12 protein-coding genes are annotated in these 14113 nt (G+C 74.1%); 7 read left to right on the top strand and 5 right to left on the bottom strand.

The features are described from left to right. Positions 1-39: 39 nt before the first annotated feature. Positions 40-645, bottom strand: a complete 606-nt coding sequence (locus tag DA085_RS01350; protein WP_161958384.1) for a COG4315 family predicted lipoprotein — start codon at positions 643-645, stop codon at positions 40-42. 100 nt (positions 646-745) lie between these two features. On the opposite strand from DA085_RS01350, the gene DA085_RS01345 reads away from it, so the two are divergent. The 4 genes from DA085_RS01345 (at position 746) to DA085_RS01330 (ending at position 2829) form a co-directional block, all read left to right on the top strand. After that, positions 746-1339: an RNA polymerase sigma factor gene (locus DA085_RS01345; RefSeq protein ID WP_109471126.1), complete on the top strand. Its 594-nt coding sequence runs from the start codon at positions 746-748 to the stop codon at positions 1337-1339. Next, positions 1332-2000 carry a hypothetical protein gene (locus tag DA085_RS01340; protein WP_109471125.1) on the top strand — a complete coding sequence of 223 codons (669 nt, stop codon included), beginning with the start codon at positions 1332-1334 and terminating at the stop codon, positions 1998-2000. The genes DA085_RS01345 and DA085_RS01340 overlap by 8 nt, the downstream gene beginning before the upstream one ends. Positions 2001-2177: 177 nt before the next feature. Next, positions 2178-2600, top strand: a complete 423-nt coding sequence (locus DA085_RS01335; protein ID WP_161958383.1) for a DUF4333 domain-containing protein — start codon at positions 2178-2180, stop codon at positions 2598-2600. A gap of 4 nt (positions 2601-2604) precedes the next feature. Continuing rightward, the gene (locus DA085_RS01330; RefSeq protein WP_161958382.1) at positions 2605-2829 is read left to right on the top strand and encodes a DivIVA domain-containing protein; all 225 of its coding nucleotides are present in this window, start codon (positions 2605-2607) and stop codon (positions 2827-2829) included. Positions 2830-2863: 34 nt separating this feature from the next. Here DA085_RS01330 and recD read toward each other — a convergent pair whose 3' ends face one another. The 3 genes from recD to recC are packed head-to-tail and all read right to left on the bottom strand — an operon-like array spanning position 2864 to position 11807. Next, positions 2864-4921, bottom strand: a complete 2058-nt coding sequence (recD, locus tag DA085_RS01325) for an exodeoxyribonuclease V subunit alpha (RefSeq protein WP_109471122.1) — start codon at positions 4919-4921, stop codon at positions 2864-2866. Further along, entirely contained in the window at positions 4918-8346 is a 3429-nt protein-coding gene (locus DA085_RS01320) for a UvrD-helicase domain-containing protein (RefSeq protein WP_109471121.1), read from the bottom strand. Before DA085_RS01320 ends, recD begins: the two co-directional genes overlap by 4 nt. Next, entirely contained in the window at positions 8343-11807 is a 3465-nt protein-coding gene (gene recC, locus DA085_RS01315) for an exodeoxyribonuclease V subunit gamma (protein WP_109471120.1), read from the bottom strand. Before recC ends, DA085_RS01320 begins: the two co-directional genes overlap by 4 nt. Before the next feature lie 134 nt (positions 11808-11941). On the opposite strand from recC, the gene DA085_RS01310 reads away from it, so the two are divergent. Then, positions 11942-12940 carry a CHAD domain-containing protein gene (locus tag DA085_RS01310; RefSeq protein ID WP_154402063.1) on the top strand — a complete coding sequence of 333 codons (999 nt, stop codon included), beginning with the start codon at positions 11942-11944 and terminating at the stop codon, positions 12938-12940. Here DA085_RS01310 and DA085_RS01305 read toward each other — a convergent pair. Further along, positions 12924-13388, bottom strand: coding sequence for a YbaK/EbsC family protein (locus DA085_RS01305; RefSeq protein ID WP_109471118.1), 465 nt, complete (start codon positions 13386-13388; stop codon positions 12924-12926). The genes DA085_RS01310 and DA085_RS01305 overlap by 17 nt on opposite strands. Before the next feature lie 151 nt (positions 13389-13539). Between DA085_RS01305 and DA085_RS01300 the strand changes: the two genes are divergently transcribed. Together DA085_RS01300 and DA085_RS01295 are read left to right on the top strand one after the other, a co-directional pair. After that, a complete protein-coding gene (locus DA085_RS01300; RefSeq protein WP_109471117.1) occupies positions 13540-13773 on the top strand; it encodes a YlcI/YnfO family protein in 234 nt (77 codons plus the stop codon). A 106-nt stretch (positions 13774-13879) separates the two neighbouring features. After that, positions 13880-14092, top strand: coding sequence for a hypothetical protein (locus DA085_RS01295; RefSeq protein ID WP_272914462.1), 213 nt, complete (start codon positions 13880-13882; stop codon positions 14090-14092). Positions 14093-14113: the final 21 nt, after the last annotated feature.

The following is a 14113-nucleotide window of genomic DNA, read 5'->3' as shown; positions in this document are numbered from 1 at the left end:
GGCGCGGCGGCCACGTGCGGTCGACCAGGGCGCGACTCGTCAGTAGTCGATCCCGCCGCCGTCATCGGACTCCCCGGGAGCCTCGGTGACGGCGGCGCCGTCGGCGTCGATGACCCACCAGACGTCGTTGACGGCCTGTCCGGTGACGTCACCGGGCGCCTGGTCCTGGGCGAAGTAGTAGAGCGGCCACCCGTCATACGTCGCCTGGATGGTGCCGTCCTCGCGCTCGAAGGAGCCGAGCAGGCTGTCGTCCGCCCCCTCACCGGCCGTCGGCTCGCCCTCGAGGATCGGCCAGGCGGCGAGGCAGTCGTCGAAGCACGCGGAGGTGTTGGGGCTGTCCTGGGTGAACAGGTAGAGGGTCATCCCCTCGCCGTCCACCAGGATCGTCCCGAAGTCGGTGTCGGCGGTGGACACCACCGGCCCGGGACCCATGGCCTCGCCGGTCTGTCCGGACATGTCATCGGTGGTCGTGCCCCCGTCGGTCATGTCCTCGCTGGTGGTCTCCTCCGAGGTCTCCTCAGTGGTGGTCTCTGCCGGTGGGGTGGCATCGGTGCCAGACTGGTCTGGCTCGTCACTGCCGCAGGCAGCGAGGGTGGTGGCGAGCAACAGTGCCGTCGCCGGCCAGAGCAGGTGTGTGCGGTGCATGGTTCCTCCAGCGGTAGGAGTTGTCGTGGAGGGTGGTACGCGTCCCGGGGACCGCCCGGATTGGCCAATCCTTCCCTCGTCCGCGTCCGTAACACCTGACATGCCGCGCGTCCCGAGAGCCGACCGGGCCGCCGATGCCGCGCTGCTCGCGGGCCTGGCCGTGGCCGACCCGCAGGCCGGCAGTGCGTTCGTGGCGCGCTTCCAGGGCGCCGTGTTCGGTATGGCGCTGAGCATCACCCGGGACCCCGGGCTGGCCGAGGACGTGAGTCAGGAGGCGTTCGTGAAGGCGTGGCGTGCCGCCGGTAGCTACGACATCCGGCGCGCCTCCGTGCTCACCTGGCTGCTGACGATCACCCGGAACACGGCGATCGACGCGGTGCGGTCCCGCCGGCCGGTGCCGGCCGACGCGGAGTTCCTGGACCAGCTGGTGGAGGACACCCTCGGGTCGCCCGACCTCGCCGAGACGACGGCCCACCGTCTGGAGACCGAGCGGGCGGTCCGCCGGCTGCACGATCTGTCGCCGGACCAGGCCCGGGCCGTGGTGCTCGCGGTGGTCGGTGGGTGCACGGCCCGCGAGGTCAGCGAGCGGGAGCGGATCCCGCTCGGGACCGCCAAGACCAGGATCCGCGACGGCCTGCAGCGGCTGCGCGCCGCCTATGCGACGCCCGAGTCGGAGGGGGTGGACCGTGGCTGAGCAGCACCCCGACCCGGACCTCGTCCTGGACCTTGCCCTCGGGCAGCTCGGTGGCCCGCAGCGCGATGCCGTCGTGGCCCACGTCGCCGACTGTGCCCTGTGCCGGGCCGACCTCGAGGCGCTGTCGGCTGCCGTGGAGGCCACGCTCCCCGCCGTGCCGCGGACCGGGCCGCCGCCCGGCTTCGCGGCCCGGGTCCTGGACCGGCTGGACGCCGAGCGCCCGACCGTGCGGGCGGGCACTCGGGACGGTCGGGCCCGCCAGCGGTGGTGGCTGGGCGTTGCCGCCGCGGCCGTGCTCGGACTCGGTGTCGGCTCGGGCCTCACGCTGGCCCTGACCGGGCCACCGGACGGTGCCCCCACCACCGAGGTGCCGGTGGCGTCGGCGGGCGTGGCCCTCACGACCGCGGACGGGACGCGCGTCGGCACGGTGTCCCGCAGCTGGAGCTCGGGGGAGCCGGTCCTGGTCGTCGACGTCTCCTCCGGGCAGCCCGGCCGCAGCTACCTGTGCCGGGTGCGGCTCGAGGACGGTGGCACCGAGGACGTGGGCCGCTGGACCCTGTCGCCGGACCGCCCGAACAGCTGGGTGGTCCCCGACCCGGGGGTTGCTGAGGTCGAGATGGTGACCGACTCGGGCAAGGTCTGGTCCAGCGCGACCCTGTGACCACCGGCTCGGCGGACCGTATGCAGGAGGCGCCAGTCTGAGGCAACACTCGCCACGACGCCGCGCCAGCGATCGTCACCCGTCGGTCCCGGTGTGCCGGTGACGCGTTTGTCCGTGTGGTCGTTCGCTGGCCTACCCTGGTGCCGATCGAACAGCCACACAGGTCGAGGAGGGGTCGTGGCGAGGAGTCTGGACCGCAGGGTGGTTGCCGCACTGGGCACCGCGGCGGTGCTCGTGCTCGGTGGCTGCGGGGGCACCACCGTGTCTGCGGCCTCGGTGCAGCAGAGCGTTCGCGACGGTCTGGCGGGCCAGGGCATCGAGCCGCGCTCGGTCAGCTGTCCCGAGGGAGTGGCGGCCGCGGTGGGCGAGAGCGTGGTGTGCGGGGTCGAGCTGTGGGACGAGGCCGCCTTCGGGCACCCGGTCGACCGGATCCGCGTGGTGGTCAAGGAGATTGATCGCGACCAGGTGCGCTACCGGCTCGAGCCGCTGGCCGTCGGGGTGCCCGACGATGCCGAGGCGACCGACGATGCCGAGGCGACCGACGACGCCGAGGCGACCGACGACGCCGAGGCGACCGATGACGCGGGCCGGACGGAGTAGGCACGTGAGTGAGCAGCGTGGACGACCCGCGTTCCGGACCACCGGCTTCCTGCGGCAGGGCTACCAGGTGGAGGACGTCGATGACTTCCTGGACGAGGTCTTCGACGCCCTCGCCGGCGGGCGTCCGGTGCCGGACATCGGCGGGGCACGGTTCCGGAACCGGCGGGGCGGCTACGAGGTGTCCGAGGTCGACGCCTTCCTCGACGAGCTGGCCGCTGAGCTGGGCTGAGGAGCAGCCCACGGTGGCTGTGCGCCGAGCCTGGTCAGCCCGGGTCGGTGACGTCGGCGGCGTCGTCCCGGGCGACCTCCTGCACGGCGAGGCGCTGACGCAGCCCGCTCGCGCGCTGGACCCGACGGCCCACGGCGGCGCGGACGGCGGCCTCGCTGCCCACGACCCGCACCCTCTCGCGCGCCCGGGTCACGGCCGTGTAGAACAGCTCGCGCGTGAGCAGCGGTGACTCCTCCGGCGGCAGCAGCACCGTGACCTCCTCGGCCTGGCTGCCCTGGGCCTTGTGCACCGTCATGGCGTGCATCGTGTCGATGTCACCGAGGCGGCCGGTCCCGAACGGCTGGTCGCCCTCGGTGCCCCGGATCACCGCGACCCGCCCGGTCGTGCCGTCGGCGCGCCGGGTGGCGACCACGACGCCGGTGTCCCCGTTGAACACCCCGGTCGCATAGTCGTTGGCGGTCACCAGGAGCGGGCGGCCGACGTACATCGGGTCATAGAGCCCGTCGCCGGTCTCCTCGGTCAGCCACCCCTCGACGGCGCGGTTCCAGGTCCGCACACCCCACGGCCCCTCGCGGTGGGCGCAGAGCAGGCGGTGCCGTCCGAGCAGGTCGAGGGCCTCGCGGCTGTGGCCGGCCTGCGCGGCGCGATAGAGCGCGAGCGCGTGCGTGGTCAGGACCGGTCGGAGGTATGCCGCAGGGTCCGGGTCCTCGACCCAGGTCACCTGGGCGCTGCGGTCACCGGAGCGCAGGGCGCGCACGACCGCATCGGCGTCGCCCTCGCGCAGCGCCTCGGCGAGCGACCCGATCGTCTCCCCGAACCGGTGCGACGTGCGGAGCCGGGCGACGGAGACCGGTCGCGCTGACCGGGACCCGGGTGACCGGGTCGGAGCACCCACCGGCGCTGCTGCGTCCCTCGGCGCTGCTGGGTCCTCCGGCGCTGCTGGGTCCTCCGGCGCTGCTGGGTCCTCCGGCGCTGCTGAGTCCTCCGGCGTTGCCGCGTCGCTGGCCTCCTCGCCGGCAACCAGGTCCGCGAGCACCGCGCCGGCGTCGATCGACACCAGCTGGTCGGGGTCGCCGACCAGGATCAAACGGGTGGTCGGCCGCAGCGCCTCGAGCAGCCGCGCCATATGGGTCAGGGAGACCATGGAGGTCTCGTCGACCAGCACGACGTCGTGCGGCAGGTGGTGGTCCCGGTCGTGCCGGAACCGGGTCGAGGAGTCCGGGCGCCGCCCGAGGAGGCGGTGCAGCGTCACGGCGGTGACCTCCCGCAGCGGCTCCACCAGGTCGCGGACAGCGGGGTCCTGCGTGCGGTCGAGGATCTCGTGCAGGGCGCTGCTCACGGCCTCCTGCATGCGGGCGGCCGCCTTGCCGGTCGGGGCCGCCAGCCCGACCCGCAACGGCTGGCCGGGCGGCGCCTGCTCGGCCAGGAGCGCGAGGACCCCCGCGACCGTGCTGGTCTTGCCGGTGCCCGGCCCACCGGTGAGGACGCTCGTCCAGGACCCGGCGACGACCCGGGCGGCCTCCCGCTGCTCCTCCCACCCCTCCGGGAAGACGCGGGTGAGTCCCTGCTCGAGCAGCGCGACGTCAACAGCAGGGGCCGGCTGGTCCGCCCGGGCGAGCAGGTCCCGGACCACCTGGACCTCCTGGTGGTGGTAGCGCTGGAGGTAGACCAGTCCGTGCTCGACGACGAGGGCGCGGTGGCGGACCAGCGAGCTGTCCAGGAGCTGCTGCAGCCACTCGCCCGGCCCGGCCCAGGGCAGGTCCGGAGCCGGCTCGAGCCTGCGCAGCGCGGCGTCGATCTGGGCGAGGTCGACGGCGACGGAGCCGGTGCGCACGGCCCGGGTGGCCAGGGCGGCCGCCACCAGGGCCGCGTCGGCCGAGGAGTCCTCGATGCCGCCCGCGGCGTTCCCGAGGGTCCGGGCGACGTGCACGTCGGCCGCGGTCAGCACGCGGGCCGTGTTGAGCCGTCCCAGCAGGCCGGTGGCGCCGCGCGCCAGGCGCCGGTCGTGCTCGTCGACCGGCTCGAACAGCTCCAGGGCGGCTGGTGCCGGCTGGGCCCCCGCTTGAGCCACACCGCTCTCGGACACCGTCATGGCACTCCCTCCATGGTCCCGTCGAGCAGGTCGGACACGGCCTCCACGAGCGCGACCGGCGGCTTCCAGGAGAAGACGCCACACGGCATACCGTCGATGACCGGTGTGGCCGGCCCGCACATGCCCCGCACGTAGAGATAGAGGACGCCCCCGAGATGCCGCCGGGGGGAGTAGTCGCGCAGCCGCCAGCGCAGGAACCGGTGGGCGACCACGGCGTAGAGCAGCGCCTGGAGCGGGTAGGAGGAGTGCCCCATCGCCTCGTCCAGCGCCTCGGGCCGGTAGGCCGCGGCGGTCAGGGGCTGCTCGGGGTCACCGAACGGGCCGAGCCAGTTGGTCTTGTAGTCGACCACCAGGTAGGTGCCGCCGGTGCGGAGCACGACGTCGACCGAGCCGGTGAGGTAGCCGCGGAGCTCCTGCTCGGCCAGCGCCGGCTGCGCATCGAGCACGTCGGCCCAGGCGCGCACCGCGTCACCCGGCCGCAGGTGCTCGCGCAGCAGCCCCGCCAGGTCGCCGAGCCGGGCGCGGGAGACCTCCCCGCGCAGGTCGCCCCCGCCGAGCGGCATCTCGAAGTCGAGCTCGCTCAGCCGGTCCTGCTGCCCGATCGCCCGCAGGGTGGCGCCGTGTGCCAGCGGCCCCAGCGGGCTGTCGCAGACAGCCACCAGTGCGTCGGCCAGCTCCTCGGGGTCCAGGTCCACCGGCCACCACACGAGCTGCTCGTGGACGTGCGCCAGCAGCTCGGCCCGCAGGTCGGGGGCCTGCGGGTCGGCGTGCTCCAGCACCCCGTGGACCAGGGACCCGAAGGTCGCGCCCACGGGCAGGTCGGCCATCGGTGAGGGCACGTCGGTGCCGGGGATGAGCGAGGCGAGGCCGGGGAGTACCGGCTCGGCGCCGGTCACCGGCTCGGGTGCCTCCGGCTCGTCGTCCCGCGGGGCGACCTCGGGCTCGCTGCCCACGCCGCCGGTCAGCTCGTGTCCCTCGGCGTCGCGCGGGGTGCTGAGCGAGGTGTAGGACGTGCGTCGCCAGCTGCTGTCGATGGCACGGTCGAGCTCCCGGACCGCCAGGTCGGGCAGCTGGACCGGTGGGGGCGCGGGTGCCACCGCGGCGTGGTCGGCCGCCTCCAGCACGAACGCCCCGTGCTCGGCCCACCGCTGCAGCTGCTCGGTCGCCTCCGCGTCGTTGCGGGGTGTCGTGACCACCTCGGGGACGCTGGACGGCCCGCCCGGGGACCGGCCGAAGAGGAGCCGGTGCAGGGCGGAGTTGGGCGTGTTGTTCGTCGGTGACCACCACAGCACGACCTGTGACTGGGCACGGGTGAGCGCGACATACAGCAGGCGCAGGGCCTCGCCGGCCTCCTCGGCCTTGTGCCGCGCGACCGACTCCGTCCACCCCGGGTTGGCCGGGCCGTCCCCGCCCACGTCACGGCAGCGGGTGCGCTCGGGCTCGTCACCGTGGAACAGCGGGATGTCAGGTGCCTTGCTCACCCAGCGGTCGAAGAGGGCGGGGCAGTAGACGATGGGGTACTGCAGGCCCTTGCTCGAGTGGATCGTCACCAGCTGCACGGCCGCGGCGTCGGAGTCCAGCCGCCGGCTGCGCGCCCCGGAGACCTGCGGTGCGTCGTCGGCCATCTGGGAGCGGAGCCACTCGATCAGCGACGCCAGCCCGAGCCGGCCGCCCCCGGCGGGCTGCTGGCTCGTCTCGTGCAGGAGCTCGCCCACGTGCTGCAGGTCGGTCAGCTGGCGCTCGCCCCCGACCTGGGTGAGGACCCGGGCGGGGAGACCGGCCATCGTGAGCGACTCCAGCACGGCCGCCGCCCCCTGGCGGGCGTAGACGTCGGCCAGCCGGCGCATCCGGGCGGCCAGCTCGTCGTCGAGGTCGTCGCCTCCGGCATCGAGCTCGGTGGCCGTCCGGCCGACCAGGTTGGTCAGGGCCGCGGCACGGGTCAGCACCGAGCGGTGCGGTGCCGCCATGGCCTCCAGCAGGGCGAGCCACTCCTGGGCGGCCTCGCTGCGCAGCACGCTCGCCCCGGCCGCGCTGACCGCGTGGATGCCGAGGCGCCGCAGCTCGGCCTGGGCGGTGAGCAGGTCGCGCCCGGCGTGGGCCAGGACCGCGATGTCGCGGGCCTGCACCGGACGGGGCCGCGGGTCGTCGTGGGTGCCTTCGTCGAACGTGGCCCCGGAGGCCAGCAGCCCGGCGATGTCGAGCGCCAGGTCGCGTCCCACGTGGGTCCGGGTGCGTCCGATGGTGGTGCTGTTCCTCAGGTGCTGCTTCCTGAGCACCTGGCGCAGCCGGACCGCTCCCGGGTGGGGCAGACCGTGGAGCCTGGAGCCTCCGTGGTGTGCCCGGACCGGCCCCACGGTGATCTGCTCGTCGCCCAGGGCGGCGCCACGCAGCATCGACTGGAGGGCCTCGACGACCGGGGCGTCGCTGCGGTAGTTGGTCGGCAGCGTGCGGGTGTCCTGGGCGTGGGCGGCAGCCTTCAGGTAGGTGACGACGTCGCCGCCGCGGAAGGCGTAGATCGCCTGCTTGGGGTCGCCGATGAGCACCATCGTCGCGTGCCCGCGGAAGGCCCGCTCCAGCACCTGCCACTGGATCGGGTCGGTGTCCTGGAACTCGTCGACGAGCACGACGCGCCAGCGCGTCCGCATGCGCTGGGCCGCGAGCGAGTCCGGCTCTGCCAGCGCGCCGGCGAGCTGGGTCAGCAGGTCGTTGTAGTGCATGACCTGCAGGCGGCGCTTGCGCCGCTCCAGCTCCTCCCGCACGAGTCGGGCGAAGGCGGCACGGCGCAGCGGCTCGCTGCGCCGGTCACCGCTGGCGGGGTCGGGGCGGAGCTCGGCGTGGACGTCGTCGACCACGGCCCGGGCGATGGCCAGGGACTCCCGGCGGCTGAGGAAGGGCTCCTCCCTCGAGCCGACGAACCCGCGCAGGTAGAGGTCGTCGACGACGTCCACCAGCAGGTCGTCGAGGTCCTCGACGAGGTGGGCGGACGCGTCGGAGGTGCCGGCCACGCCGAGGGAGCGCAGGACCTGGTGGCAGAACTGGTGGGTCGTGGCGATCGTGGCCTCGTCGAAGGAGGTGAGGGCCCGGCGGACGCGACCGAGGCGTCGGGCCCGTTCGGTGTCGTCCACGTCGAGCAGGAGCTCGATCAGCGGGCCGGCGCCGGGTGGCACGGTCACGGGGTGGTGCAGGGCACGCTCGACCTCGACGAGCTGGTCCCGGACCCGGGCGCGCAGCTCCTGGCTGGCGGCCCGGCCGAAGGTGATGATGAGCATCTCGGTGAGGAGGGCGTGGCCCTCGGCGACATAGCGCGCGACCAGCGCGGCGATCGTCCACGTCTTGCCGGTGCCCGCGGAGGCCTCGAGCAGGACCGTCCCCGAGGGCAATGGGTCGGTGATCGAGAAGTCGGCGCTGGACCTGGCCGGCGTCACAGCCACTCCCTCCGCTCGGCGTCGGTGGCCACGAGCGGCTCCCACACCCGCATGGCCAGCTGCCCGAAGCGGGTGGTCACGCCGGTCCTCCAGCGCTCGTCCGCGCCGGGCTCACCGGCGACGTCGGACAGCCTCGCGCCGGCTCCCAGGACCCGCACGAACGCCGGGTCGTCCTGCTCGCCCGGGATGGTGAAGCGTCCCGTGCTCGTGGCCCACTTCTTCTCTGCGTCATAGAGCGCCCCCCGTTCGTCGCCGCTGGCGCAGAAGGACTCGGCGAACGCGCACGCCGTCTGCACGCCGAGGGGCAGGGGCGCGGTCATGCCCCGGTCATAGAGGTCGACCAGCTGGCCCAGCAGGGTGAGGGCGACCGGCTGGTCGACCGGCCCGTGCGTGAAGTGCCCGACGCCGGGGTTGCGTCCCCGCTTCAGCTGCCCGATGACGTGGCTCGTGGCGCTCTCGTGCCCGGCCGCGGCGAGGGCCAGCACGGTGACCCAGGAGCGGAGCCGCTGCTTCGCCCTGATCGAGGAGTAGGTGCTGGTGATCACGCGGGGGTCGGTCCCGTGCAGCCCGCTGACCGTGCCGGTCAACCGACGGCCGTCGGGCAGGAGGATGTCGAGGTCGACGCTCGAGGCGACGCCCTCGCGGAGGTCGAGGGTGGCCCGGTGGATGCCGCGGACGTTGCCGGAGATGTCATCCAGGATCGCCCGGCCGAGCTCACCGGGGGGCACGCTGCCGCGCCAGACCTCGTGCTGCCGGGCCTCGTGTGGGTCGGCGCCGGCCAGCACGGCCCGGAGCATCCGGTCGCCGATCTGCCACTTCTCCAGCCCGTCGAGGTCGATCGGGATGCCCTCGGAGGGCTGCTCGGGCTCGTCGGGAAGCAGCAGCCCGAGCCGTTGGCGCAGGAAGGCCTGGGCGGGCTGGGCCAGGAAGCGCTGCAGGTCCTCCAGCGCGAGGTCCCCGGCCGGCAGGGGCGCCAGCGGCTCGTTGAGCAGGGCCGTGCTGACCACCTCGGCGTCACGGGCCAGGGGCCGCGCCACATGGGCCCGGCCGCCGGCGAGGGCCGCCGGGTCGAAGCTGAAGGGCTCGCCGCCCGGCAGGAGCGGGATGTCACCGGGGGCGGCCGCGCCCAGGTTGCGGGCGTCGTAGGGCTGCAACGGGTGCCGGCGCACCAGCGCCCCGGCCCCCTCGGGTCGCTCGGCGGTCTCCCCGAGTGCATCCAGCAGCTCCCCGAGCGGCACGGCCGGGGGCCGCTCGGCACCGCTGTGCTCGTCGGCACCCGTGTAGGTGATGACCAGTGTCTGCCGCGCGGCCATCACCGCGTCGAGCAGCAGCTGCCGGTCCTCGGCGCGCGTGTCGCGCTCACCGGTCACGGGGGTGCGGGCGAGGGCGTCGTCGCCGTCGGGTGAGGTCGTGCGCGGGAAGACGCCGTCGTCCAGGCCGACCAGCGCGACCACCCGGTGCGGCACGGAGCGCATCGGCACCATGGTGCAGACGGTGAGGGTCCCGGTGCGGAAGCTGGACCGGGTGGCCCGTCCCGTGAGGTGCTCCTCGAGCAGGGCGCGCACGTCGGAGAGCGCGAGCTCGGTCGAGGTGGTGTCGCGTCTCGCGGAGGCCTCGATGCGGGCCAGCTCGCGCTCCAGCTGGGTGACCTGCCACCCCTCGCTGGTCGGCACGTCGGTCAGGCCGAGCACCCCCTCGCGGAGGGTTCTGCTCCACTCGCCGGCCTGCCGGCACCCGTGCAGGGCGGTGAGGGTCGCGCCGAGCCGTGAGACCAGCTCGGCGAGCCGGCCGGCGAGGTCGATGTCGCCGCTGTCGAGGTCGTCGAGCGCGACGGTCTGCCCGAGGTGGGTGGTGTCCTGACCGTCCAGCGCGGCCCCGGTCAGCACGCGGTCCAGCCCGGTGCGCCAGGTGTTCTGCGGGAAGTTGCGCAGCTCGTAGACCGCGCGGTGCTCGGTGTCCAGCCCCCACCGGATCGCGACCTCGTCGACCCAGCCGGCGATCCGGTCGAGGTCGTCGTCATCCAGCCCGAACCGTCGTCGCACCGGCTCCGCCCGGGCCAGGTCGAGCACCTCGCTCGCAGTGAGCCGGCCGCCGGCCAGCGTGACCAGCCGGGCGGCGAGCCCGAGCAGGGGATTGGTATGCCGAGGGGCCCGGTCCGCGAGCATCACCCGCAGCCGGTGGGCCGGGTGAGCGACGCCGTCCTCCTCGCTGCGCACCACCTCGCCCAGGCCGAACCCGGCGTGCACCAGGGGTGCGTAGGCGTCGATGTCCGGGCACATCACGAGGATGTCGCGGGGCTCGAGGTCGGGGTTGTCGCGCAGCAGCCCGGCCAGCACGTCCCGCAGCACCTGGACCTGCCGGCCCCGGCCGTGACACGCGTGCACCTGGACCGAGTCGTCGTCGGGGGCGAGGAGGCGGGCGGCCCGCTCGTCGACCGTGGGGACGTGGTCGTGCTCGAGGTCGTGCTGCAACCACTGGAGGAGGGTCGAGGGGGCCCGCGCCGGGGCAGCGTGCACCAGGGCGCCGAGGCGGGCGTCGGATGCCGAGGTGGGTGCGAGCGAGCGCTGGAGCTCGCGCGCGTCCCGCCCGAGGGAGGCGAGCAGGGGGTGCTGCACGTGGTCGACCGAAGGGTCGTCCACCCGCAGGACGGGCCCGTCCGCGACGACCCCGACCAGGGCGTCCCACGCGGCGGGAGAGGCCTGGGGCAGCCACAGGTGCACGTCCCGGTGCGCGGCGAGGGCGCTGAGGACGTCGATCTCGCTGGAGGCGATCCGGGTGTGGCCGAACAGGGACAACCTGCCGGGGAGCTCCAGGCCCTGGGGGTCGCCGCCGGAGCGGAGCGCCGTGACGACGTCGTGGTGCCGCACATCCGGTGGCGCGGCGTCGACCAGCTCGAGCACCGCCCGCCACAGGGGCGGCTGCCACGCCAGGTCGTCGGCCAGTGCCGCGCCCAGGCCGTCCCCGGCGCCACCGGTGCGCCAGTCGGTGATGATCGCCGGGCGCTGCACGGCATACGCGGCGAACAGTCCCGCCAGTCGCCGCGCCACGGCATACCTCCGCCCGCGCCGCAGCCCGCGCTCGACCTCGTCCACCTCGCCACGCGCACCCAGGTGCAGGGCCAGGGGCTCGGCCCAGTCCTGGCCGAGGGACTCATCGATCGCCTGCAGCACCGGCCAGGTGAGCTGGTCGGGGTGCCAGGGGTCGTCACGCTCGATCCCGAGCACCAGGGCGACGAGGGAGTGTGGGTTGAGGAAGCGCACGCCCGCACAGACACCGTCGCCGCCGGCCGGCCCCGCGCCGAGGCGGTGCGAGAGGCGCTGGGCCAGCCACCGCTCGACGCCCTTGGCGGGCACGGCGACGACCTCCTGCGCGAACGGATCCTCCAGGGGCGTCGCGAGGAGCTCGGCGAGACCGTCGGCCAGCACATCGGTGCTGACCGCCCGGTGCACGAACAAGGTCACGGTCCCGACCCTAGGGGCAGCGACCGACAGGGCAGCGGTGGGCGCGCGTCCACGGCACGAACCCCCGGGTCAGCGCCGCCGGACGGTTCCTGTCCGCCCAGCCCTGGCGCGGGTCGATAGGCTGAACTCATCATGTGCGCCAGCACGTCGAGGACCGACACCGACCGGGTGCCGCCGGCAGGAGGCGCGGGCCGATAGCCACCGGGTCCAGCTTCCGGATCCACCGGGACGAGGCTCTTGGTGGGGGCGTTTCGCGCGCCGTCCTCGAGCAGGTCGCCCACGCGATGGAGCTGCGGGACACCGACGACCTCGACGCCTCGGTCCATGAGCTCCGCAGGTCGCTCAAGCGGACGCGTGCGGTGCTGCGACTGGTGCGTGGTGAGCTCGGGGACTGGGCGTACCGCCAGGAGAACACCTGCCTGCGTGACACCGCGCGGCTGTGGGGGCCGACCCGTGACGCCCGGGTGCTGGTGCAGGTCGCCACCGACGTGGCGCGCGACTCAGATCTCGACCCGGGGACGGCCGACCACATGGTCGGCGTCCTGCGCGCGCGGGCTGAGGTCACGTCACGCGCCGCGCTGGCCGACCGCCGTCGCCAGCTGGACACCCTGACGGCGCTGGGGAGCTTCGCCTGTCGTGTCCGGAGGTTCCCGGTCGAGGGGGAGGGTGCCGTCCCGGACCGGTTCGACGCGGTCCGGCCCGGACTGGCACGCGTCGCCAACCGGGCAGCGAGGCGGATGCGGCGCGCCGAGACCGATCCGACCACCGAGCGGCTCCATGCCTGGCGCAAGGACGTGAAGTACCTCGGCTACCAGCTGGAGCTCCTCCGCCCTGTCTGGAAGGGGCTGCTCAAGGCCATCAGTGGGCGGCTGGCCGACCTCGGGAGCGTCCTCGGTGACGACCACGACCTCGCGGCGCTGGCCGAGACGATCCGTGCCGACGACACCCTGGTGCCCGACGAGGGGGACCGGGAGCGGCTGCTCAAGCAGGTGGCGGAGCGACGACGGGAGCTCCAGCGGGAGGCCCTCGCGCTCGGCCACAGTGTGTTGCACGACCCGGACGCCCTGGTCGAGCAGGTCGGCGCGGCCTGGGAGCACGCGCGCCGCCCCAGGGGGCTCAGCGCACCGGGGTGACGTGGCCGGCCGTGATCGTCACCAGCTGCTGGAAGGTGAGGGGGACGATCGAGTCGGGGGTGCCGCCCGCGGCCCAGATGGTGTCGTGCGCACCGAGCTCGGGGTCGACCAGCGTCTGCAGCGGCGTGGGGTGCCCGGTCGGGGCCACCCCACCGATCGCCTGACCCGTCGCGGCGCGCACCTGGTCGGCGCTGGCCTTGGTCACCGAGTCCGCCCCGACAGCACTGGCGATCACGTCCGTGTCCACCCGTGCCGCGCCGCTGGCCATCACCAGCAACGGCTGGCCGTCCGCCATGAACACCAGACTGTTGGCGATCGCCGCCACCTCGCAGCCCAGCTGCGCGGCGGCGAGGGCGGCGGTCCGGGCGTGCTCGTCGAGCACCTGGATCCGGGAGGCGATGCCAGCGGCGGTCAGGGCGTCCTGCACGGCCTGGTTGCGGGGGTGCATGAGGTGAGTATGCCGTGTGGGCACCCCTCCTGTGGACAGCCCCTGCGCCGTCGGGCCGGTCGCTGGCACCCTCAGAGTGTGAGGTTGGCGCGAGAGGCTGCGGGAACCGCAGGGCATCCCGTTCTGGGATGCACGTCGGTACGCTTGCCGGATGAGCACGCAGATTGCCGTCCGGCTGCCCGACGAGATGGTGGCCTTCCTGGACCAGTGCGTGCGTCAGGGGCGAGCGCCCAGTCGCGCAGCACTGGTCGCGATCGCGCTCGAGCGGGAGATGCGCCGCCAGTCGGCGATGAGTGACGCACGCGTGCTGACCGACGTGGGCGCGGCTGACGACCTGGATGACCTCGTGACCTGGACGGTGAGTCACACCCGGATCGAGGACTGACCGCGGTGCGGGAGCTCTGCCTGGCGCGACTGGACAAGACCCGCCCGGTCCTCGTCCTCACACGAGCGGCAGCACGGCCGGTCATGACCAAGGTCACGGTCGCCCCGTGACCTCCACCGTGAAAGGTCTCTGGAGCGAGGTGCTGGTCGGTCCCCGCAACGGCCTGGATCACGAGTGCGCGATCTCGGTCGACAACACCCTGACGATCCCGGTGACCGCCCTCGGTCGCACGCTGGGCTACCTCCACGACGACCAGGAGCGTGCGCTCGCCGAGGCAGTGGTGAGAGCGTTCGACCTCGACCTGCCGCTGATGAGCTGAGCCGGCCGATCCGGGAGCGGA

The organism is Ornithinimicrobium cavernae (genome assembly GCF_003121625.1).
GTDB classification, from domain to species: Bacteria; Actinomycetota; Actinomycetes; order Actinomycetales; family Dermatophilaceae; genus Ornithinicoccus; species Ornithinicoccus cavernae.
Note: the sequence above shows the minus strand (reverse complement) of the source record. Positions and strands in the feature narration are given on the sequence as shown.